17 protein-coding genes and 1 rRNA gene are annotated in these 21,243 nt (G+C 70.9%); 11 read left to right on the top strand and 7 right to left on the bottom strand.

The features are described 5' to 3' along the window. Positions 1 to 182: 182 nt before the first annotated feature. A 5S ribosomal RNA gene (rrf, locus tag GFD30_RS14020) occupies positions 183 to 299 on the top strand. A gap of 325 nt (positions 300 to 624) precedes the next feature. Here the strand turns inward: rrf and GFD30_RS14025 are convergent. Next, positions 625 to 1,761: a hypothetical protein gene (locus GFD30_RS14025; RefSeq protein WP_194201971.1), complete on the bottom strand. Its 1,137-nt coding sequence runs from the start codon at positions 1,759 to 1,761 to the stop codon at positions 625 to 627. A 220-nt stretch (positions 1,762 to 1,981) separates the two neighbouring features. Between GFD30_RS14025 and GFD30_RS14030 the strand changes: the two genes are divergently transcribed. From GFD30_RS14030 to GFD30_RS14040, 3 genes are all read left to right on the top strand, one after another. After that, the gene (locus tag GFD30_RS14030) at positions 1,982 to 3,118 is read left to right on the top strand and encodes a tetratricopeptide repeat protein (RefSeq protein WP_194201972.1); all 1,137 of its coding nucleotides are present in this window, start codon (positions 1,982 to 1,984) and stop codon (positions 3,116 to 3,118) included. Positions 3,119 to 3,218: 100 nt separating this feature from the next. After that, complete coding sequence (locus GFD30_RS14035; protein ID WP_322633237.1) at positions 3,219 to 4,769, top strand: gamma-glutamyltransferase family protein; 1,551 nt, start codon at positions 3,219 to 3,221, stop codon at positions 4,767 to 4,769. 233 nt (positions 4,770 to 5,002) lie between these two features. After that, entirely contained in the window at positions 5,003 to 6,151 is a 1,149-nt protein-coding gene (locus tag GFD30_RS14040) for a DNA glycosylase AlkZ-like family protein (RefSeq protein WP_194201973.1), read from the top strand. A gap of 220 nt (positions 6,152 to 6,371) precedes the next feature. Here the strand turns inward: GFD30_RS14040 and GFD30_RS14045 are convergent, their stop codons facing one another. The 4 genes from GFD30_RS14045 to GFD30_RS14060 form a co-directional block, all read right to left on the bottom strand. Beyond that, positions 6,372 to 7,526, bottom strand: a complete 1,155-nt coding sequence (locus tag GFD30_RS14045; RefSeq protein WP_153025836.1) for a S1 family peptidase — start codon at positions 7,524 to 7,526, stop codon at positions 6,372 to 6,374. Between the two features lie 287 nt (positions 7,527 to 7,813). Next, positions 7,814 to 8,638: an NmrA family NAD(P)-binding protein gene (locus GFD30_RS14050; protein ID WP_153025837.1), complete on the bottom strand. Its 825-nt coding sequence runs from the start codon at positions 8,636 to 8,638 to the stop codon at positions 7,814 to 7,816. A 551-nt stretch (positions 8,639 to 9,189) separates the two neighbouring features. Continuing rightward, on the bottom strand, positions 9,190 to 9,864 hold the full coding sequence (locus GFD30_RS14055; RefSeq protein ID WP_322633238.1) for a response regulator transcription factor: 675 nt from the start codon (positions 9,862 to 9,864) through the stop codon (positions 9,190 to 9,192). Next, positions 9,861 to 11,165 (bottom strand): sensor histidine kinase, encoded by a 1,305-nt coding sequence (locus GFD30_RS14060; protein ID WP_194201974.1) that lies wholly within the window; start codon positions 11,163 to 11,165, stop codon positions 9,861 to 9,863. Before GFD30_RS14060 ends, GFD30_RS14055 begins: the two co-directional genes overlap by 4 nt. Before the next feature lie 143 nt (positions 11,166 to 11,308). Here GFD30_RS14060 and GFD30_RS14065 point away from each other — a divergent pair, with 143 nt between their 5' ends. The 4 genes from GFD30_RS14065 (at position 11,309) to GFD30_RS14080 (ending at position 14,291) form a co-directional block, all read left to right on the top strand. Further along, the gene (locus tag GFD30_RS14065; RefSeq protein ID WP_153025839.1) at positions 11,309 to 12,022 is read left to right on the top strand and encodes a DUF998 domain-containing protein; all 714 of its coding nucleotides are present in this window, start codon (positions 11,309 to 11,311) and stop codon (positions 12,020 to 12,022) included. A 172-nt stretch (positions 12,023 to 12,194) separates the two neighbouring features. Further along, positions 12,195 to 12,908, top strand: a complete 714-nt coding sequence (locus GFD30_RS14070; protein ID WP_153025840.1) for a carbon-nitrogen hydrolase family protein — start codon at positions 12,195 to 12,197, stop codon at positions 12,906 to 12,908. A 203-nt stretch (positions 12,909 to 13,111) separates the two neighbouring features. Further along, complete coding sequence (locus tag GFD30_RS14075) at positions 13,112 to 13,861, top strand: DddA-like double-stranded DNA deaminase toxin (protein WP_153025841.1); 750 nt, start codon at positions 13,112 to 13,114, stop codon at positions 13,859 to 13,861. A 16-nt stretch (positions 13,862 to 13,877) separates the two neighbouring features. Beyond that, positions 13,878 to 14,291, top strand: coding sequence for an Imm1 family immunity protein (locus GFD30_RS14080; RefSeq protein ID WP_153025842.1), 414 nt, complete (start codon positions 13,878 to 13,880; stop codon positions 14,289 to 14,291). A 123-nt stretch (positions 14,292 to 14,414) separates the two neighbouring features. Here GFD30_RS14080 and GFD30_RS14085 read toward each other — a convergent pair whose 3' ends face one another. Then, positions 14,415 to 15,605: a serine hydrolase domain-containing protein gene (locus tag GFD30_RS14085; RefSeq protein WP_194201975.1), complete on the bottom strand. Its 1,191-nt coding sequence runs from the start codon at positions 15,603 to 15,605 to the stop codon at positions 14,415 to 14,417. Between the two features lie 394 nt (positions 15,606 to 15,999). Between GFD30_RS14085 and GFD30_RS14090 the strand changes: the two genes are divergently transcribed. Beyond that, positions 16,000 to 16,362 (top strand): hypothetical protein, encoded by a 363-nt coding sequence (locus GFD30_RS14090; protein ID WP_153025844.1) that lies wholly within the window; start codon positions 16,000 to 16,002, stop codon positions 16,360 to 16,362. Between the two features lie 358 nt (positions 16,363 to 16,720). Beyond that, positions 16,721 to 17,380 carry a hypothetical protein gene (locus GFD30_RS14095; RefSeq protein ID WP_227996289.1) on the top strand — a complete coding sequence of 220 codons (660 nt, stop codon included), beginning with the start codon at positions 16,721 to 16,723 and terminating at the stop codon, positions 17,378 to 17,380. Positions 17,381 to 17,709: 329 nt separating this feature from the next. On the opposite strand, the gene GFD30_RS14100 is transcribed toward GFD30_RS14095, so the two are convergent. Beyond that, positions 17,710 to 18,414, bottom strand: coding sequence for a siderophore-interacting protein (locus tag GFD30_RS14100; RefSeq protein WP_153025845.1), 705 nt, complete (start codon positions 18,412 to 18,414; stop codon positions 17,710 to 17,712). 61 nt (positions 18,415 to 18,475) lie between these two features. Here GFD30_RS14100 and GFD30_RS14105 point away from each other — a divergent pair, with 61 nt between their 5' ends. Further along, on the top strand, positions 18,476 to 21,196 hold the full coding sequence (locus GFD30_RS14105; RefSeq protein ID WP_153025846.1) for a GNAT family N-acetyltransferase: 2,721 nt from the start codon (positions 18,476 to 18,478) through the stop codon (positions 21,194 to 21,196). Positions 21,197 to 21,243: the final 47 nt, after the last annotated feature.

Raw genomic sequence — 21,243 nt, forward strand, 5'->3', positions numbered from 1 at the left:
ACATGGAAGAGCCGCAAGGTTTGGAGTGGACGGGTACTAACCGCCGAGAACTTAACACAACACTACGGCCAGCGAAAGCCGGATAGAACGAGACATTCACGCACGCTATGCGATTCTGAGACAACACACCGTGTGCTCAGGACCAGGCAGGTTCTTCGAGACCGTGTGGTTTCAAGGGTTTGTTTGGTGGTGAGAGCGGAAGTGACACACCCGGTCCCATTCCGAACCCGGTCGTTACGGCTTCCAGCGCCGATGGTACTGCACCCGAGGGGGTGTGGGAGAGCAGGACACCGCCAAACATTATTCATAACGAAAAGGCCCGACACAGTGTGTCGGGCCTTTTCTGTGTCTTCGTTTTGTCGAAAGCCTCCACCTTAGCGGTGGGGGCCATTTGTGTTTTCAGGCCTTTGCGCGACCAGGAGCGATATCGGGAAATTGAGGGCTGGCAGAGTGCGCGGCCGATGATCGCCCTGAGTGAGGTTGAGTGGCGTTTCCGGTTCCGTCGGTGGAACTGTCGCGAAGCCGAGGGACTGTCGTTCCGCTCATGAAGAAGGGGACTCCGCGTTGTCACGCGAAGTCCCCTGGGGTCGTACTTGTTCTGTCGCTTGCGAAATCGAGCCCGGTCTAGACGTACGGGCCTTCGAGGTGCTCTCCGGCGTGCTGGCGGTACCAGAGGCCGCGGTAGCAGCGCCAGGGTTGCGGTCGGAGCTGGGTGGGCGCGAAGATCTGCTCCAGGAGGCGGCGGGCCTCGAGGAAGAAGTCCAGGCGCTCATCGGGTGCGGCCACGTGCTGGGAGTCGTCGACGGGGGTCTCTGCGGGGAGGATCGTCAGCGACGGCCACATGGTGGTCTGCTCGGCGAGCGGGAGGAGCCAGGCGCGCATCTCGTCGAGCGGTTCGCTGCCGACGGTGTAGGTGAACGAGGTGCGGTGGCCGGCTTCGCGTGCGGCCGAGAGGATCTCGGAGAGGCGCTCGGACTGGCGGCTCGCGACCGGCATGACCGGGTCGGCGGCAGCGGCGTCCTCGGGCACGATCGGTTCGGCCGCGACTTCGGCGCTGTCGTCCTTGTACGTCTCGGTCGTGAGGAACAGCAGGATCGGGCCGACCTTCTCGGCGAGTTCATCGAACGCGGCCTTGGTGCGCAGGGCCGGGGTCAGGACGCCGAGGGTCGTGGACTCGGGGAGTCCTTCGGCGGTCATGGCCTCGCGGACCGCGAGGAGGTGCTCGACCACGAGCTGCTCGTCGCGGGCGCCGCCGGCGGAGAGGGTGACCTCGTTGAAGAGGTGCCGTTCGCCGTCGTCGGCCAGGTCGGAGGCCAGGGCCTCGAGCAGATCGCGGTAGCACTTCACCAGGTCGGCGGAGTCGACGTCGGCCTGGAGCAGCAGTGTCGCGGCGGTGCCTTCGGCGCGAAGGTAACCGCGGACCTCTTCTCCCGGTTCGGCTTCGATGATCTCGGCGACCGGGGTGCCGTCGACGCACAGCTCGCTCAGGCCGTGCTGCGGCGAGGAGGGGTCGACGTGGGCGCGGAGGCTGAACGGCGAGGTCGCGCGGTCGGCCGGGAGGACGAGCATGAACTCCTCGTCCTCCGAGTTGAGTCGGAGGCGCATGCCCTCGGTGTTGTTGCCGCGCAGACCGTAGAGGTTGAGCGCGATGAGCAGGAGCTCGCTCCACTCGAGGTCGTGTCGGACGGCGAGGCGCCGCCACCGGTGCACCGTCGAGGAGATCGGGCCGGCTGAGTCAGCTGGTTGTGTCGGCTCTTCCATGACCAGTTCCGATTCTTCCTCTCGTCCCCACCGCGGAAACTCCACCGTACAAGAGACTTGGGCGTACAGGTGGACGCGGTCCACCTCTATGCTAGGTCCGTCGGCGGACAAAAGCACCCGTCGTGAGCACCGGCACGCGGTCCGATGTCGTGGAACCGTGTCTCGCGTCCGGACCTGGTACCCCAACGCCGATACCCCAAGCACTGATCTGGAGTCGCGAATGCGTGATGCCGCCGATGCGACGGGGGCGGTGCCCCCGCGGGCGCAGGGGCAGGTCCTCAAGGCGGTGGCCAGGACCTGGCCGGGCTTCATCTCCGGTGCCGTCGAGGGCCGCGCACACGACCTCATCGAGCAGGACCGGTACGACGCGGCCGCGGAAGTCCTCGAGCGGGGCGTCGAACGGTTCGGTGAGCGCTCGGTCTCGGCCCTGCTGCTGGCCTGGTGCCTGCACATGGCCGGCCGGCAGGCCGACGCCCTGACGTGGGCGGGGCGGGCGGTCGAGGAGGAGCCCGAGAACGCCGACGCGATGTGGCTGCGGGCGAACATCCTGTTCGAGCTGGAGCGGCCGGAGGAGGCGACCGCGTCGCTGTGGGCCGCGATCGAGACGACTTCCGACAACGGCCGGTACTACATGCAGCTCGCGTGGGTCCAGTACCAGGACGCGGAGTTCGCCTCGACCAGGGACCTCGTCGAGAAGGGGCTGGAGCGGGCGCCCGATGACGCGTGGGTGCAGCACATCGCCGGCCGGATCTACGACTACCACCTGCGGCACCGGCGCGCCCAGCGCCACTACGAACGGGCGGTCGAACTCGAGCCCGCGAATGCGGCGGCGCGGCTCGACCTGGCGGAGGTCCTCCAGACGCGCGGGCGGCTCAGCTCAGGGGTGCGGACGGCGTGGGAGACCGCGGGGCGGGATTCGCTCGGCGAGGCCGATGCCGTTGAGGCGCAGCGGACCTATGACATGACGCTGCGGCGGTGGCCGTGGCGGTGGTACGAGTGGGCGCTGCGCGCCGCGGTGGCGCTCACCGTGGTCGACTGGATCCTGCCGGCGTCACCGGTCGCCGCATGGGTGCTCCTCGGGGCGACCGGTGCCCTGTACGCCGCCGGGTGGGTCCGTTCGCTGCTGGTCCTGCCGGGGGCGTGCCGCCGCGACCTGATCGCGAAGGGCCGGCGTGGCGATTTCGCGGGCGCGCTGGTGCGGACCCTGGTCGTGTTCAGCGTCATCGCGCTGGTGCTGTTCGGGGAGCTGAACGCATTGCAGCACTTGGGGGTGCTGGCGCTCCTCGCCATCGGATACGTCGAGTGGTTCCGGCGCGCGTACCGCATCTCGCAGGCGAGCGGGGACACTCGTCACTAGCCGCGCGGCAAGGTAGGCTTCGGGCGGTGCCGGACCTGCGGTTCGGCGCGATCCCGTCCCCCGCCCGGCGCGCTGCCGGCGGTTGCGCAAAGGAGTCACCGTGGTCGACCAGGGTGTGGTCTGTTCCGTCGATCCGCACGTCAGCCGGATCGGCGCCGACGTGCTCGCGAACGGCGGCAACGCCGTCGACGCCGCGATCGCCGCCGGTGCGGCGCTGACGATCGTGGCCCCGCACCTGTGCGGACTCGGCGGCGACCTGTTCGCCCTGGTCCACGTCCCAGGCGAGGACACTCCGGCGTATCTGAACGCTTCGGGCCGGGCCGGATCGGGCGCCGATCCCGAGGCGCTGCGCGCCGAGGGGCACCGGGCGATGCCATTCCGGAACGACATCCGCTCGGCGACCGTGCCCGGCTGCGTCGACGGCTGGTTCGCGCTGCACGAGCGGTTCGGGACCCGGCCGATGGCGGAGCTGCTCGCGCCCGCGATCGAGCTGGCGTCGCAGGGCTGGCCCGCGACCGCGATGCTCGCGAAGGCCGGGACGCTCCTCGACGGCGTCGAGGGCGCCGAAGACCTGGTCGGGCTCGAAGCCGGGGCGACGGTGAAGCGCGAGCGGACCGCCGCAGCGCTGCGGGCCGCCGCCGAGGGCGGCCGCGACGGGTTGTACCTGGGCGACTTCGGGCAAGGGCTCGTCGAGCTCGGACAGGGACTGTTCACCGAGGCCGATCTGGCTGCGGTGCAGGCGCAGTGGGAGGAGCCGCTCAGCGTCGAGGCGTTCGGGCACCGGATCTGGTCCGCGGCGCCGAACTCGCAGGGGTACCTGCTGCTGCTCGCACTGGCGATCGCCGACCGGCTGGACCTGCCCTCGGACCCGGGCGACCCGTTGTGGGCGCACTACCTGGTCGAGGCGTCGCGGCAGGCCGGGTACGACCGGCCGGAGCGGCTGTTCGACGGCGCCGACGTCGCGGACCTGCTGGCCGCGGCCGGGGAGCGCGCGGCCCGGATCCGACCGGACGCGAAGTCGGAGGTGCCGGTGCGGCAGGCCGCGGGCGGCACGACGTACATGGCGGTGCTCGACGGGAACGGCATGGGGGTCTCGTACATCCAGTCGAACGCGGCCGGGTTCGGGACGTGGGTCTTCGAGCCGCGCACGGGGATCGGCCTGCAGAACCGCGGGGTCGGTTTCAGTCTCGAGCCGGGGCATCCGGCCGAGTACGGGCCGGGCAGGCGGCCGCCGCATACGCTGCTGCCGGCGCTGGTGACGCGGGCCGACGGGTCGCTGCGGCTGGTGGCCGGGTCGATGGGCGGGGATTCGCAGCCGCAGATCGTGTCGCAGCTGATCGCGCGGGTGCTGCACGGCGGCGAGTCGGTCGGGGCTGCGGTGGGCGCGCCGCGGTGGCGGCTGTTCCCGGGCGAGACCGGGTTCGGGACCTGGGACGGCGCGTACGCGACCGATGTCGAGCTGGAGGACGGCAGCCCTGAACGCTGGGGCGCGGGGCTGCGGGAGCGCGGGTTCGCGGTCGAGCCGGCCGCGGCGGGGAGCGGCTTCGGGCACGCGCATTTGATCGAGGTCGACGGGGACGGGCACGCGGAGGGCGCGGCCGATCCGCGCGCGGAGACGGGCGCGGTCGCGGTGGCGCCGAACGCGGCGTGACGTGCGCCGCCCGAAGGGCGGGGTGGGCGGGGTAGTAGGAGTGCCATCCCGAGCCCCCACCCGCCCCGGGGAAGATAGGTGCGATCCTCCCGGGCGGGTGTGACAGGAACCCGGGCCCGCGGCCGCGGTGTCCCTCGATGGTGTGAGCCGGTGTGCGGGCGCGGTACGGAGTTGTCGTACCCCGGTTGTAGCGTCGGGGGCGATCGTCATTGGTTCTGGAGAGGACGGGTGCAGTGCCTGAATCGTTGCGGCTGGCTGACGCCCGGCGGATCGCCATCGCCGCGCAGTTGCGGCCGAAGGCCACGCGTTTCAAGACCGTCCTGGAGCGGCTCGGGTGCATCCAGCTCGACACGATCTCGGCCGTGCGGCGCGCGCACGAGCTGACGCTGCTCGCCCGCGGCCTCGACGTCGACGAGGCGGTGCGGAGCCTCGAGCGGCGCAGGACGCCCGTCGCGTTCGAGTACTGGGCGCATGCCATGTCCCTGCTGCCGGTGTCCGCGTGGCCCTACATGGCCCGGCGGCGCAAGGCGTGGCGCGAGCGGTACCACACCCCCGACCTCGCGGCCGCCGAAGCGGACGTCATCGCGCTCCTGCGCGAGCGCGGCGCCATCACCGTGTCCGACTTCCCGAACGGTGCCATGCACCGCGGCAACGGGTCGGTCACCAACATGGGCGACAGCTGGAACTTCCGGACCGACCACAAGCGGGCCGTCGAGCACCTCCTCTGGTACGGCGACGTCGCGTGCACCGATCGGATCGGCGGCTTCAAGCGCGTCTACCAGCTCGCCGAGCGCGCCATACCGTCCGAGCACTTGTGGGACGCCGACGACGAGGAGTGCCTGCGCTACATGGTGTCCACGGCGCTGCGGAACCTCGGCGTGGGCACCACCAAGGACGTCGCCGACTACTTCCGGCTCAAGATCGTCGACACCGAGCGGGTGCTGCGCGAGCTCGGGGTCGAGCAGGTCGCCGTGGAGGGCTGGAAGGCCCGCGCCTGGATCGACCCGCAGGTGAGGCGGACCCGGCTCACCGGTGCCGAGCGGCCGGTCGCGGTGTCGATGTTCGACCAGCTCGTGTGGTTGCGCGAGCGCATGGAGCGCTTGTGGGGCCATGGCTGGAAGATCGAGATCTACGTGCCGGAGCCGCAGCGCACGTTCGGCTACTACTGTCTGCCGGTGTTCGTCGGCAGCGACCTGCCCGGGCGGGTCGCGCTGCGCCGCAGCAACGGTGATCTCGTGGTGGAGGCCGCGCAGTGGGACGACGCCCGGGCCGACCGGGAGTATCTGCACGCGGCTGTTGAGCGGGCCGCGTCGTGGGTCGGCGCCGAGGTGCGGTGGAAGGCCGAGGTCCGCGGGTTCGACACCGCGGTGGCCGAGGTCTGATCGGACGCGAAGGGAGCGTCACCGAGGGGGGCGCTTCGGCTGCCGTTTGCGCCGTCGCTCATGAACTCGGTATGCGGCTCGGACCATGCCCGCCAGCTGCCGGGCGTTGCAGTGCCGACCCCGTGCGGAGGTGGCCGGGCCGGTCGGTTGCGGGTGATGTCGCCGGACGGGCCGGGGCCCGGCCGTTTCGACGACGGCCGGTCCCCGGTTCAGTGCGGTACTAGCTGGTGACGAGGGTCAGGCCCCATGCGGAGAGGGCCGGGCCGATCGGCTGGAAGTAGGTGACACCGCCGGTCCGGCAGTTGCCGGAGCCGCCCGAGGTCATGCCCTGGGCGCTGTTGCCGGTGATGAACGAGCCGCCGGAGTCGCCGGGCTCGGCGCAGACGTTCGTGCGGGTCATGCCGTAGACGGCGCCTTCGGCGTAGCGGACGGTCTGGTTGAAGGCCTGGACGGTCCCGCAGTGCCAGCCGGTGGTCGAACCGGAGCGGCAGATGGAGGAGCCGACGGCGGCCTGGTTGGCGTTGGCGACGTCGCGGGCGCCGGAGTACATGTTCACGTCGTCGTACAGGGGCTCGCTGGAGCCCACGGCGACCCAGGCGCGGTCGGAACCGGGGAAGACCGAGTTGCGGAAGGTGCCGGGGGCGGCTTCGCCGCTGGTCACCTGGTCGCCGGCGGAGCCGCAGTGGCCCGCGGTCACGAAGCCGGGGGTCGAGCCCTGGCGGACCGAGAAGCCGACGGAGCAGCGCCACGAGTTCTCGACGATGTAGGCGTCGCCGCCGCGCACGAAGAACAGTTCGGGCGCTTCGGCGGTGGCCGCGGTGACCATGTCGGGGTCGAGGCCCGCCGCGTCGATCGCTTCGGCTGCAACGGATTCGTCGGCCGCTTCGATCACGAGGGTGTTCTTCTCGAGGTCGACGTAGTGGCCGTAGAGGCCGTCGATCGCGAGGGCGTCGAGGGCCGAGCCGGCCGCTTCGAGTTCGCCGAGGCCGTGGTCGACGAGGACGGGGGTGGCCCCTTCGGCGCGCAGCTCGGTGAACTCGGTCCGGTCGGTGGTGGCGACGAGGATCTCGTCGGCGGACTCGTCGACCCACAGGCCGCCGTAGGAGGCGTCGAGGGAGTCCGGGACCTCTTCGAGGAGGTCGGCGGCGACCGCTTCGACCGCGAGGCGGTCGTACGCCTCGGATTCGGTGAGCCCGAAGGTGTCGGAGAGCTCGGCGATGAGGCCGGGGGAGACGTTGCCGAGGAGGTCGGCGCGGGCGTCGGCGGCCTTGGCGTCGAGGATCTCGGCGGAGGCGGGTGCCGCGCCGGCGGCGAGGGAGAGAGCGGTGGCTATGGCGCCGGCAGCCGTGACTGCAAGCACGCGTTGGCGTTTCATGTGATGTATGCCTTTCGGGTGGGGCATCGACGGCCGGCGGGGTTCGCGGCCGTCATGGCAGGCCGGGTGCGACCGCTGGTTGCGGTCCTCACCCGAGGTGATGGGTGAGCCATGCCATACAAGGAGGTTAGAGGTAAATGCCGCAAAGTTAAAGATGGAAGTAATTCAGTGAATATCGTTCTAAGTGGTATGAGGTTTCAGGAATGCTACCCAACCTCTGAATTCACAGATTCAACCCAAAAGGGGCGGCGTCCGGATCGGACGCCGCCCTGCTTTCGTTGTGCCCCTTACTTGAACGCCTCCGCGTTCTCGGTCGCCCACTGCGCGAACGTCCGCGCGGGGCGGCCGGTGATGCGCTCGACCGTGTCGGCGACGGTCCTGCCCTCCGGGGGCGTGTTGCCGAGCGCCTCGATCAGGAACGCGATGAGGCCCTCGTGCATGCCCTCGCTCGTCCACTTCTCACGGGCCTCTTCGACGGTGAGCTCGACGAACTCGATCTCGCGGCCGACGGCCTCGCCGATGAGGCGGACCTTGTCGTGCATGGTCAGGACCTCGGGGCCGGTGATGACGAGGGTCTGCTCGTCCTGGCCGCCGTCGAGGAGCACGCGGGCGGCCACGGCGCCGATGTCGGCGGGGTGGACCATCGCGCTGAGGCGGTCGCCGAAGGGCTCGCGGATGCGGCTCTCGGCCTTGATCGGCGCGGACCACCACATGAGCGCGTTCGACATGAACTCGACCGGGTGGAGGTAGGTCGTCTCGATCGGGCTGGCGGAGAGGGCCTGCTCGAGGGGGCCCGTGGCGATGCCGCCGAGGACGGTGGCGCGGCGGACGCCGGCCTCCGCGGCGAGGGCGACGATAGCGGCCGGGTCGGGGATCGCGCCGTACTGCTCGCCGGCGAAGTTGATGAAGTGGACGGCGTCGACGTCCTTGAACGCTTCGGTGAGCGTCTCCGGCGCGGCCAGGTCGCCGACCGCGATTTTGACGCCCTCGGGAAGGTCGGCCTCGGGGTTGCGGGTCAGGGCGCGGACCTCGGCGGTCGGGTCGAAGGCGGTGATCTGCTCGACGACGTTGCGGCCGACGGTTCCGGTGGCGCCGGTGATCAGGATGCGCATGGGTACTCCTTGAAATTTTACGGAACGGAATCAGTTGTTCCGATCTTAGCAGAGCGGAATGATCCATTCCAATAGGCGGGCGAGATTTTCTGAGAATGCAGAGACCCCGCTGCTCAGGGGAGGTGCCGACGGGTCTCCAGCTCCGGATTCCGGCCCGCCGGGCTGGCACGGTCGCGGAGAGGCGGCGGACTGGGCAGGGCCTCCGGGGCGAGTCGGCGCGGATTGGCCTGGCCGGATCCGGCCCCCGGGGTCGGGCGTGTCGGTTCACAGGCGCCCCCGGTTTCAAAGGTGCCCGGTGGGGGCGACATTCCATTGGGACGCGGCGGCGGATTGGCGGCGAGCCGGTGGGCGGTGCGCGTCGACGCGCGCGTGCTCGGCCTGAACGTGAACGTCCATCCCCAGTCCCCACCCACCCACCCACTCGGGGAGAAGACAGGTGCGAGGTTCGCGCGCGGGTCCGACAGTCCCCGGTGTCAACCCCGGGCCGGCGGCCGAGGTTCAGCCATTCGAGTGGACTCGAGAAGTTCGAGTGCGCCGGAGGCGGTGCACGGTCAGGACTCGCGGGGGTCGCCTGCGGTGACCAGGCCGGTCTCGTAGGCGCAGATGACGGCCTGGGCGCGGTCGCGGAGGTTGAGCTTCGCGAAGACCTTGCCCACGTGCGTCTTCACGGTCTGCTCCGAGACGAACAGGGCCGCCGCGATCTCGGGATTCGACAGGCCGCGCGCGATGAGGCGCAGGACCTCCTCCTCGCGCGGCGTGAGCGCGTCCAGACGCGACGAGCGGCGCAGGGCCGGCCGGGACTTGAAGCACTCCTCGATGAGCCGCCGCGTCACCGACGGCGCGAGGAGCGCGTCCCCCGCCGCGACCACCCGGACCGCCGCGATCAGGTCGCCGGGCGGGGCGTCCTTGAGAAGGAACCCGCTGGCGCCCATGCGGAGCGCCTCGTAGACGTAGTCGTCGATGTCGAACGTCGTGAGCATCAGCACCCGCGGCCGCCGCTCCGCCGGCGCGGACAGGATCCGCTTCGACGCCTCAAGTCCGTCCATAGTGGGCATGCGAACGTCCATGAGCACCACGTCCGGACGCAGCCGGGTCGTCTCGGTGACCGCGGCGACCCCGTCCGGGGCGTCGCCGACGACGTCGATGTCCTCCTGCGCGTTCAGGAGCGCCGCGAACCCGGCACGGACCATGGCCTGGTCGTCGGCGATGAGCACCTTGATCGTCACGCGGACTCCTCTGCGGTCGAACGGATCGGCAGCACCGCGCGGACGCGGAAACCGCCCTCGGGCGTCGGCCCGGTCTCGAGGTCCCCGCCGTCGAGGGCGACGCGCTCCCGCATGCCGACCAGACCCAGTCCCGAACCGTCACGGCTCGACGCGGCCGGGCCGCCGGGCGGCGGCCCGTTCACCACCGTAACCACCACCGACCCCTCCTCGGCGGCGACCGACGCGTCCACATGCGCGCCCGGCGCATGCCGGACCACATTGCTCAACGCCTCCTGGACCACCCGGAACACCGTGAGCGCCACCGTCTCCGGCAGCTCCGCGGGCAGGTCGCCGACCACCAGGTCCACGGGCGTCCCGGCCCGGACCACCGACTCGGCCAACCCCTGCAGCGCCTCGGGCCCCGGCTGCGGCTCGCGCGCACCCGCCTCGTCCTCGCTCCGCAGCACCCCGAGCAGCCGCCGCATCTCCGCCAGCGACTCGCGCGCCTGGTCGCTGATCGACCGGAACTCCGCCCGCGCGTCCTCGCCCAACCCCGCGAGCCGGTACTCCGCCGTCGAGGACTGGACCGCGATCACCGACATGTGGTGCGCGACGATGTCGTGCAGCTCCCGCGCGATCCTGGTCCGCTCCTCCAGGAGCCGGCGGCGCTGGCGCTCGTCCTCGGCGACCCGCTCCTCCTCGGCGACGCGGGCGCGGCCCTGCCGCCAGATGCGGACCGTCAACCCGACGAGGAGCGCGAACGCCCCGAGCAGCGTCCCGAGCAGCAGGTTCTCGGTGCCGGGGTTGTCGTTCGCGAAAGCGTTGTACGAGATCGGGATCCGCCCGGAGTTCACACCCCACACCACCCAGCTCCCGATCGCCGCGTAGCCGAGCCAGGCGAGGGCGCCGAGCCAGATCGGGCGGTCGCGGCCGAGCGCGAAGAACACCACGAGCAGCGCGAACAGGCTCGGGACGGTCAGCGGCCAAGGCTCCCAGCCGTCCACGTCACCGAACGAGACGGTGGCCGCGAGCACCCCCATGACCACCAGCCACGCCGCGAACGGCCGGAACCGCGCCAGCAGCACCGCCCCGCCCGTGGCCGCGGCGAACAGGAACGGCGAACCCACCTCGTAGTTCGTGCGCAGGATCTGGTTCTGAATCCCATAGAGCGCCAGCGCGAACGGCACCGACCCTGGGCCGACGAGCGCGAGCACCGACCGGAACCGCCAGCGCCACGTGCCGGAGCCGACCGGTCCGACCGGGATCAGGTAGCTGATCACCCGGCGGACGGCTGGCGCTCTCGGTGCGGTCTCGGCGGTCACGGGACTACCGTATGCCGCTCGGGACCTGCGCGTCCTCACTCCCGGGTACGGCATCGAAGGGGCCGTCTCACCCCTGGGTATGAGGCCGGATTCCACGCCTCGGCTTGAGGGAAGTGGACTTCCCGGAACCTACCGTTCGCCGCATGTTTCGAGACTTCTTCCGAAGCCGCGCAGCCGAAGTGACCGCCATGTCGGGGGTCGCCGCCTCCCAGGCCGGCTTCGCGGTGATGCATCTGACCCAGTCCGACGTGGTCGACCCGGTCGCGATCCCGGTGTCGAGCTACGCCGTCACCTGGCCCGGGGTCGTCCTGTTCCCGGCGTCCGTCCTGGCGCTCGCGGCGGCGTGCGCGGTCCTGGCCGGGCGCGGCGTGGGGCTGGCCCGCGAGGGCTTCATCCGGTTCCTGCTCGGCGCCACCGCGGTCATGCTGTTCTGTGCCGCGGTGTTCCGCACCGGGACGCCCGAGTCGGGCCTCACCTGGTGGGCGCAGATCCACCGCTACACGGCCGGCGCGGCATTCGTGCTGCTCACCGTGGTCGCCGCGCTGTGCGCGGTGCGGATGCGGCAGGCCGGCGCGCCCGCGTGGGTGCGGCACGGCACCTGGTGGGCGACCGCACTGTCGGCGCTGACGTTCCTGACCACGACCGTGAACACGTTCCTGCCGGGCTTCCTCGACGGCGGCGACTGGCGCGGCATCCCGCAACGGGTCCTCCTGGTGGTCCTGTCGATGCTGCTGTGGTTCCTGGTGGCGAACTCGATCCGCGCCGCGGTCCGGGCGCCCGCGGCCCCGCCCGCCCCGGCCATGGATCCCGCTCCGGTTCCCGAGCCGGTGCGCGCGTTCGCGGCGGTCCGGTCGTGAACGGCGCCGAGCGGCCCCGAACCGGCCGGCTCCGGGCCCGCCTCGCGCGGGCCCGGATGGCCCTGGGCGGCTGCCGCGAGCTGCGCCGGGCCCGGGAAGCGTTCTCGTTCTTCAGCGCCCCTGAGGATTCGCGGCCCGGCCCGTACTTCGGCAGCTGGCTATAGTCGCGGGTATGGACGCATCCTCGCCCCGACCGCCACTCTCGATCGCGCTCGCCCAACCGGACCTGCGCCCAGGGGACGTCGAGGCCAACGCCGCCGCGCACGCGGAGGCGATCCGCGCCGCCGGGGCCCGGCTCGTGGTCTTCCCCGAACTGTCGCTGTCGTCGTACGCGATGAGCGCGCCGACGGTGTCCCTCGACGACCCCGCGCTGGCGGTGGTCGTGGACGCGTGCGCCGAGACCGGGTCGGTGGCGCTCGCGGGCGCGCCGCTCGTGGAGGACGGGCGCGAGCGCATCTCGATGGTGCGGTTCGACGGGGAGGGCTTCGCGCCGGTGTACCGCAAGATGTTCCCGGGCGAGTCCGAGCAGGGCCGCTTCGCGGCGGGGGACTGCGTGGTCGTGCTGGAGCTCGACGGGTGGCGGCTGGGATTGGCGATCTGCCGGGACAGCAAGCTGGACGCGCACATCGAGGCGACCGCCGCGCTCGGCATCGACGCGTACGTCGGCGGGAACCTGCACGACGCGGAAGGCGCGGCGCGCCGCGACGCGCGGATGCCGAAGCTCGCTGCCGAGTACGGGATCTGGGTCGCGATGAGCTGCTTCGCCGGTCCGGGCAGCGACTACCCGGACGCTTCGGGCGGCTCGGCGGTGTGGGCGCCGGACGGCTCCCTCGCGGCCCAGGCCGACGACCGGCCGGGCCGGATCGTGCGAGCGACGCTGAGCTGACCGTTCATCCGGAACGGCTGCGCGTTTGCGGGCCGCAGGCGGCTCCGACCCCCGACTCCCCGATGCGGCGCGTCGCGGCATGTCGGTCGGCCCGGCGATGTGCCATATGTCGACCTGCGACCGGAACGTGTCGTCGATCCGACACGGCGCCCCGGTCCGGCTCGCGATACTCGGTGGGTGCCGCGTCCCCAAGGGAGTCACCCATGTCCTCCGTCGATGAGTTCAGCGCCGCCGTAGGCAACGCCGCTTCGACCGCCGAATCCGTGATCGCCGCGATCAACGCCGCCAAAGCCAACGGCGACGAGCTCGTCGGCGCGATCGAGAACGCCGGCGCCGAAGGCTCGGCCGCCCGGGCGCGGGCGATCGGAGCACGACTCGAATCCGAAGCCGCCGCGATCGCCCTGCAACTCAAAGACGTCCTGGACGAGATCCGCGAACAGGCCCACGGACTGCGCGAGGCGTTAACCGGCGCCCTGCGCGGATCCGGCGTCCACCGGCCGGTCTCGGGCGCCGCGAACCTGCCGCCGCCGCGATTCGACGCCCGCCGCGTCCACGGCTCGATGCCCGGCTTCGAGCGCAGACGCGGGCACCAGCCGCGCACGCACGCGGTCCTCCATTCCGGTGACGGCACCCGCCTGGAGTTCACCAGCGGAGACGACGAGTCCACGCCCCGCATCCGCGAGCACATGTGGCAGCACACCGGGCCGGTGAGGCCGCCGAACGGGTTCTGGTCCGAGTCGCACGCCGAACTGAAGGCGGCGCTCGCCATGAGCGACAAGGACATCAAGCGTGCAGACCTCGTCATCAACAACCCCGGCGGGCCGTGCGAAGGCCGTCTGGGCTGCGACGGACTCCTGGCAAAGTACCTCCAGCCCGGCTCCTCGCTCACGGTCCACTGGCGAAACGCGAACGGATCGATGAGCTCGAAAACGTATACCGGAACGCTACGATGACGCCGAGGAGGCAGATGTGAGCGTGCGCGCGTACTACAAACCGGGGCATTCCGACACCCCGGTGATCGCCTCGACCGCCGAGGAGCTCGATCGCGTCATCGACGATCTGCTGAAGCAGCCGTACGAGTTCAGCATGGCCAACCTCTACATCGCCGAACGCGAGAGCGAGAACCCGGTCGTCGAACTCTCCATCGGCGTCGACCCCGACCGCGGCGTCGGCGGCCTCCAGTACCTCCACGGGAGCGACGGCCGATGGTTCTCCAAGGGCCGGTTGAGCACCTATGACGAGGTCGTCTACTGCTACTACGGGAACGGCTGCACCTACCCGCGCGACTCGGAGCTGCCCCTCGACGCGATCCGCGCCGCCGCCGCCCAATTCCTGCACACCGGGGGCGCCCGACCCGACTCGGTCACCTGGCAGCCGGCCTGAACCGGGCGCCGAAGACGACGCGTCGGAGGCCGGCCGACCCCCCGGATCGGCCGGCCCGCGGTCAGTGCACCCAAGGCAGGTCCCGACACCCGCGGCTCGCGCCCGGCTTCGCGACCGCCGAGGTCACTGCTCGCCGCAGAGGGCGTGCTCGATGAGATCGTTCGTGCGGAGGTTCTGGCCCACGGCCGACTCGAACGAGTCCCGCAGCTGCGCCGAACTGAACACCGTCACACTGTGCTCGCCGTCCGCGGTCGTGGCGGCGCGCGTCATCGCGCCGATGACGTCGCCGCCGGCGACCCACAGCCCCTCGCCGCAGTCGTCGAAGCCGAGCCGGAAGACGCCCAGACCGTAGGAGACGCCGCCCGGCCAGATCAGCTCGTAGCCCTCGCCGGTCACGGGGACTGTCTGCTGCATCCCGCTCATCTCCGCGGGTTCGAGGAGACCGCCGCCGATGAGCGCCCGCATGAAGCGGTCGACGTCAGCGGTGGTGGAGACCAGGCCGCCGGAGGCGTCGTGGTCGATGTACTCGGTGACGTTCACCAGGTCGCCGCCCGGTTTGAACCGGTGGTAGAGCTCGGCGTGCGGCTCGGGCATCTGCGAGGCGAAGCCGGCCCAGAACGTGTCGTCCAGGTCCAGCGGGCGGACGATCCGGTCGTGCACGGCCTTGGCCCAGTGGTGTCCGGTGGCCTCCTCGATGATCATGCCGAGCAGGATGTAGCCGGGGTTCGAGTACGACCAGCCCTCGCCGGGCTCGTCGAACACCGGACCGGTCGCGAGCGCGGCCTCGACGGTCTCCATCGGGTCGGCGATGTCGAAGCGGGTCTGCTGGAAGTACTCCTCGGTGCCCAGCTCGGGCGGGTCGGCGTAGTCGGGCAGGCCGCTGGTGTGCTGGAGCAGGTGGCGGATCGTGATCTCGCCGCCGTCGATGCCTTCGGCTTGAACGACGCCGGGGAGCCAGTCCTCGGCGGTGTCGTCGAGGGAGAGCACGCCTTCCCCGGCGAGCTGGAGGACGACCGTCGCGACGAAGGTCTTGGTGACGCTGCCGATCCGCATCAGGCCCTCGTCGTCCACGGGCGCTCCGGTGTCGATGTCCGCCACGCCGCTGGTGACGGCTCGCGTGCCGCCGTCGTCGCCGGTGACGCGGGCCTGCACGCCGGTCACGCCGAACGCCACGATGGCGTCGGCGTCGGCTTGGAGCCGATCCCGGGCCGGACCCTCCTCGGCCGTGCTCGGCCACGCGAGGACCATCGAGGCCGCGGCGGCGGCCGCCGCTGTGACGGCGGCTCCCGTGACGGTGAGTCGTCTGCGCTGCATAGTGTTTCCTCTTCGCGGTGGTTTCCTCGACGGCGGTTCGATCGCCGTCCTGTACCGCCATGTTCGACGCGCGGGACCGTCCACCGCTTCGGCCGACGAACGGAACACCGGAGCCGCGACCTCGGTCGAACGACCGACCGATGGGCGAAGCGTCTGGTCGATCCGTTCGAATCGGGGCCTTCCTCGGTACTTCGGGTGGCGCGCGATGAGCCGGTGTGCTTCCGCCTCGAAGACCGAACGGGCCGCGTTCGAAGGCCGGGCGGATGCGTGAGCGGACCGCATCGGATGTTGCCGTCGCATTGCCGTTTCCGCTTACGCCTGCGCAACGCGTCCCGCGATGTACTGGCACTGCCGGGCAGAACCCCTCCCGGCGTGCGTGAAAGGACGGACCGTTATGGACGCATTCAAGTCAGCGGCGATGTGGGCGGCAGTCGTCGTCACCGCATCGTGCGGCGTGGTGCTGCTCGGCGGCGGCAAGGTGACGTCAGGAACGCTGCTCGTTGCTACGGCGTTCTTCCTCGCGCTCCCGGTCAGGCAACACCGGATCCCCCGATGGGTGAGCGTCGGACTGGTCTGTGTCGTACTCGCGCTGGTGGTCTGGAACATCTCCACCACCGAACTTCCGCCTCCTTCGAACGCAATGGTGGCGGGCTGCGCCGACGAGGTCGCTTTTACGTACACCCCAAGCGGTTTCAAGTTCCTGGACCAAGTGACCTACATCTTCAGCCAGTTCCTTGCTCAAGCGGCGCCGTCCTGAGCGCACCTTGGGATGGGGGCCGCCTTGTACGTGAAGCTCCGGTGAACCCCTCGCGGCACGAGTCCGGGTTAGGCTGTCCGCACTCCTTCCCTCACCACCGGAGAGCCCTGCCCGCCATGCCTCGCTCGATGCCCCCTGCCGTGCCTCCTTCGAGGTCTCCTCGCTCAGCGCCCTGGCGCTTCACGCTCCGCGAGGCGGGCGCGTTCGTGTTCTGGCTGTACATGTCCTGCGCTGCGCAGTTGCCGGTACTCGGACTGGCCGGGTGGGTCCAGAGCGAAGGGCCCTATTTGGGCGAGTTGATCCCGTCCAGCGTGTGCAAAGGCGAGCGGATCCTGTTCCGGCTCAAGGAGACCGGGTAGTGCGGCTCGCTGGGCGGGAGTGGCGGGTCGTGGTTGATGAGGTTCGGTTCGGGGCCGAGCGGTTGCGGGTGATTCGGCCGCAGCGGCCGGTCGGGCACATGTCGCTGCACGAGGGGCGGCTCGGGGCGCACATGTCGGTGGACAGGCGAGGTGCCGCCGACCTGGCGAGTGCGTGGTGGCTGGCGGCGCGGTCGCCGCGGAGTCTCGTCTACCTGCCGCTGCGGTCGAGTGCATCGATGTGCGGGGCCGAGTACGGGGGGCTGCGGTTGGATCTGGTGATGCTCCACCACAGTCTGGGCTTCCGGGCATCGCAGTGGAAGTCGGTGCGGGGGCGGTTGCGGTCGGGGCGAATGCACAAGGTGACGATGCCCGACAGGCCGTTCCGGGAGGTCGACGACGACGAGCACTGGACCCGGTGGCACCGGGAGTTCCGCGACCACCTCGCATGGACGATCGCCGCCGACACCCTGCTGCTGACCGGGAGCCGGCTCGCGTTCGAGATGGAAGGCGATCAGGTGCGCGCCCTAGCGGAGGACTGCCCGGCGCATCTCGCCGATCGGCCCGACACGCACTGCTGCGCGGAGATCGAGATCGGTCGCTTCAGCAGACCCAGAACGCGGTGGCAGCTTCACGTCGAAGCATGCAACCGCCACTGGTGACCATCGCCGTCATCCACAGAGCCCAGCCTGCAAAACGGCCATACCGCCCCGAGTTATCCATAGGCGCAGAACTTTCTGTGGCGGCGCTGCAACCCGACGTGTTGTAGTTGGTAGCAAAAACAGCCCTCATCAACCGAGCTTCATTTGGGTTCTCGCAGGAGGGCGGCACAGTGGGATCGATCGAGCCGCCACACAAGGCCGCGAGCGAGTGCACTCGCTCGCGGCGCCTGCGAGAACCATCGGGGCGAGCGTCGAGCGGAGGCCGCCGGCGTTCGCCCCGAACACCCCTCACCGGGTGCCGGGCCCGCGACCTTCTGCGCGGGCCCGGCTCACGGTCGCCAGTACGCCATCGCGTGGAAGCGGTCTTTCGGGATGCCGAGTTCCTTGCGGGCCAAGGCCGTCAGGGCCCGGGTGGTGCGGGCGTCGCAGGTTATCCACAGGTATGTGGACGGGCTGACCAGCGCGGGGAGGTCTGCGCGGACCGCGGTTTCGAGCGCGGTGCCGTCGCCGCGCGGGACGAGGTGGAGGTCGTGGCCGTCGCGGGTGCGGAAGGGGAGGGTGTCGTCGTTGGCGGTCTCGAACCAGATCGTGGCGGGGGTGTCGGGGAAGGCGTCCAGGAGGGAGTTGATCGCCGGGAGCGAGGCGGCGTCGCCGACGAGGAGGAGGCGATCCGGGGCCGGGTCGGGGCGGGTGAAGGCGGTGCCGTAGACCGTGGCGGCAATGGTGTCGCCGGGCCGGGCCTGCTCGGACCAGTTGCTGGCGGTGCCGTTGTGGAGGGCGAACTCGATGTCGAAGGTCCCGGCGGCGGGGTCGGGGTCGACGAGGGTGTAGCCGCGCTGGTGGGGTTTGCCGTCGTGCTCGAACCACAGGCGGACCCACATGGTCGGGTGCACGCCGACTTCTGCGAGGAGCCCGCCGTCGGTGAACGAGACGCGGCGGTAGTGCGGCGCGACCTGCTCGGCCCCTGTGACCGTGAGCTTGAAGTCCTTGGCGCGCAGCAGTTTCAGTACTGCGCCTTCCCAGCCGTGGCCCATTCGCGGTCCTCTCGTCGTGCCAAGATCAACGTCTTGAGTGTTAGGTTAGACTAACCTAATTATGAGCTTCACTTGCTATCGGGATGCCTGGGGGATCCCGCATCTGCGGGCGCCCGACGCCTTGTCGCTGTCGTTCGCCCAGGGCTGGAACGCCGCCACCGATCGGGCCTGGCAGCTCGAGAACCTGCGGCGCAGGGCCACCGGCACCGCCGCCGCGCTGCACGGTGACGAGTGGCTGCCCTGGGACCGGCTGATCCGGCAGGTCCGCGTCACCGACACCGCCGTGTCGGTCTTCGAGGCGCTCGACCTCGAGACTCGGGAGTGGGTCGCGGCTTTTGTCGACGGCGTCAACGCCGGGTCGCCGATCGCGGTCTGGGAGCCCTGGACCCCCTTGGCGGTCTGGCATGCCGAGCACCTGACGTTCGGGTCGGGATTCCCCGCGAAGCTCTGGCGCCGACTGGTCCGGGAGACGCTGGGAGAGGACGCGGTCGCCCGGTTCGCCATGGACGGGCCCGAGCCGGTCGGGTCGAACGGGTGGCTCGTCTCCGGCGAGATGACCGCGTCCGGGGCCGCGATCGTGGCCGGGGATCCGCACCGGTTCATCCAGCTTCCCGGCTCCTACCAGCAGATCCGGCTCGCGTGCGACGAGTTCGACGTCGTGGGCCTGGCCATTCCCGGCGTCCCCGGCATCGCCCACTTCGGACACGCCGGTGGTGTCGCGTGGGGCATCACGAACGCCATGGCCGACACGCAGGACCTCTTCCGGGAGCAGCTCCGCCGGAAGCCCGACGGCACGGTCGAGGCGTTCGGGCCGGGCGGGTGGGAACCGGTCGCGACCCGGACGGAGACCATCGCCGTCGCCGGAGGCGCCGAGGAGACCGTCGAGATCCTCGAGACCGCGCGAGGGCCCGTGATCGCGGACGGACCCGACGGGGCCCTGAGTCTGCGCGGGCCGGTGAACGCCGAGCCGGACCTCGGATTCGCCGCGCTCCCGAAGCTGCTGCGGGCCAAGACCGTCGCCGACATCGATGCCGCCCTTGACGACTGGGTGCTCCCCGTCAACGTGGTGATGGCCGCCGACACGGCCGGCGGGCTCCTGCACCGCGTCGCCGGGCGGGTGCCCGAGCGCGACGGCGAGAACCTGAAGTACCCCGTCTTCGCCTGGGACGAGCGATACGCCTGGCGCGGCTGGAAATCCATGCCGCGCAAGGCGGTCGACCGGGTCGCGACCATGGCCAACGACCGCGGGATCGCCTCCGGGCTCGGCGTCGAGTTCTGCCCGCCGGACCGGGCCGACCGGATCCGCGCCCTGCTCGAAGAGCGGTCCGACTGGGCCGCAGCCGATATGGCCCGCATCCACACCGACACGTGGCTGCCGACGGCCGGCGTGCTCCTCGATCTGCTCCCCGGCCTCGACCTGGGCCCCGAGGCCGCGGCCCTCCGAGAGCGGCTGCTCGCATGGGACCGGCACATGGACGCCTCCAGCACCGAGGCCGCCGCGTTCGCCGCCGTCAGGCGCGCGTTCATCCGCGGCCTCGCCGAACTGCCGGTGTTCGGCCCGCTCACAGAACCGTCCGGCCATCCCGCGTTCTTCACTCCCTGGCTGGCCCTCCTGCCGCGCATCGGGTACGCACTCCGGCACGTCCTCGACGGCACTCCCCTTGAGGGCACTCCCCATCGCGACACCGCCCTTGACGGCACACCCCGTGACGGCGCCTCACTCGACCGCACGCCGATTGACGGCGACTCCCTGCGCGCCCCCGCTGACAGCGACTCCCTCGACGGCACTTCTCTGAACGGCACCATTCCCGATCGCCGCCTGGTCGATGCGGCCGACCGCGATGCCCTGCTGGCAGCGGCCCTCGAGCAGGCGGCCCGGCAGGAGCCGGTCGCCTGGGGCGAGGTGCACCGGTTGGCCGCGTGGCACGACCCCTCGCCCGGCGACGAGCCGGTCGGGCCGCTCGCGGGCATGTGCGGCGACGGCGAATGCGTGCTCTCCACCTCCGGCGCGCCCGGCGCGAGCGAGGACTTCCTGCGCGGGCCCGCGGCCAGATGGGTGTGGGACCTCGCCGACCGGGAGCAGAGCCGCTGGATCGTCCCCTTCGGAGCGGCCGGGGAGCCGGGCCCGCACCAGTGCGACCAGTTCCCGCTGTGGCAGCGCGGCGAACTCGTCAAAGTAGTCACGGATTGGCAAGAGCTGCAAGAGGAGTACCGCATGATCGACCGCCCCGCCGTCTTCGAGCAGAAGGTCGACGGCTTCGGACACGTCGCGATCGTCCCGGTGAGGCCCGCCGAGGACCTCGACCTCATCTACGGCTGGGTCACCGAGGACCGCGCCAAGTTCTGGGGGATGACCGGGCATTCGAAGGAGTACGTGCTCGAGATCTACGAGTACCTCGACTCGCTCGAGACCCACCACGCGTTCCTGGTCCTGCGCGACCGGGAGCCGATCGCGCTCTTCCAGACCTACGAGCCGGACGCCGACCCGGTCGGGGAGTGCTACGAGGTCGAGCCCGGCGACATCGGCGCCCACCTGCTCGTGGCCTCCGCGAACGGCAAGGCCCAGACCGGGTTCACCGGCGCCCTGATGGGCGTGCTCGCGCTGTACCTGTTCGACGACCCGGCCCACCGCAGGGTCGTCGTCGAACCTGACGTCGGGAACGCGCAGGCCGCGGCCCGCCTGCAGCGCAGCGGGTTCACGCTCGGACCCGAGATCGAGCTCAGGGAGAAGCGGGCGCGCCTGGCGTTCCTGCGCCGCGAGGACGCGCCCTGCGGGAAGTGAGGTGGGGACCTTCAACGCCGGCACCAAGACCCGCAGGACACCGCCGC

This window comes from Glycomyces albidus (assembly GCF_009451885.1).
In the GTDB taxonomy this organism is placed as follows: domain Bacteria; phylum Actinomycetota; class Actinomycetes; order Mycobacteriales; family Micromonosporaceae; genus Glycomyces; species Glycomyces albidus.

What these genes read in the sequence shown, in the direction of transcription:
- GFD30_RS14025 (WP_194201971.1), bottom strand. Translation starts at nt 1,761, where the DNA reads ATGGAAGAGCCGACACAACCAGCTGACTCAGCCGGCCCGATCTCCTCG.
- GFD30_RS14030 (WP_194201972.1), top strand. Translation starts at nt 1,982, where the DNA reads ATGCGTGATGCCGCCGATGCGACGGGGGCGGTGCCCCCGCGGGCGCAG.
- GFD30_RS14045 (WP_153025836.1), bottom strand. Translation starts at nt 7,526, where the DNA reads ATGAAACGCCAACGCGTGCTTGCAGTCACGGCTGCCGGCGCCATAGCC.
- GFD30_RS14050 (WP_153025837.1), bottom strand. Translation starts at nt 8,638, where the DNA reads ATGCGCATCCTGATCACCGGCGCCACCGGAACCGTCGGCCGCAACGTC.
- GFD30_RS14065 (WP_153025839.1), top strand. Translation starts at nt 11,309, where the DNA reads ATGTTTCGAGACTTCTTCCGAAGCCGCGCAGCCGAAGTGACCGCCATG.
- GFD30_RS14070 (WP_153025840.1), top strand. Translation starts at nt 12,195, where the DNA reads ATGGACGCATCCTCGCCCCGACCGCCACTCTCGATCGCGCTCGCCCAA.
- GFD30_RS14075 (WP_153025841.1), top strand. Translation starts at nt 13,112, where the DNA reads ATGTCCTCCGTCGATGAGTTCAGCGCCGCCGTAGGCAACGCCGCTTCG.
- GFD30_RS14085 (WP_194201975.1), bottom strand. Translation starts at nt 15,605, where the DNA reads ATGCAGCGCAGACGACTCACCGTCACGGGAGCCGCCGTCACAGCGGCG.
- GFD30_RS14090 (WP_153025844.1), top strand. Translation starts at nt 16,000, where the DNA reads ATGGACGCATTCAAGTCAGCGGCGATGTGGGCGGCAGTCGTCGTCACC.
- GFD30_RS14100 (WP_153025845.1), bottom strand. Translation starts at nt 18,414, where the DNA reads ATGGGCCACGGCTGGGAAGGCGCAGTACTGAAACTGCTGCGCGCCAAG.
- GFD30_RS14105 (WP_153025846.1), top strand. Translation starts at nt 18,476, where the DNA reads ATGAGCTTCACTTGCTATCGGGATGCCTGGGGGATCCCGCATCTGCGG.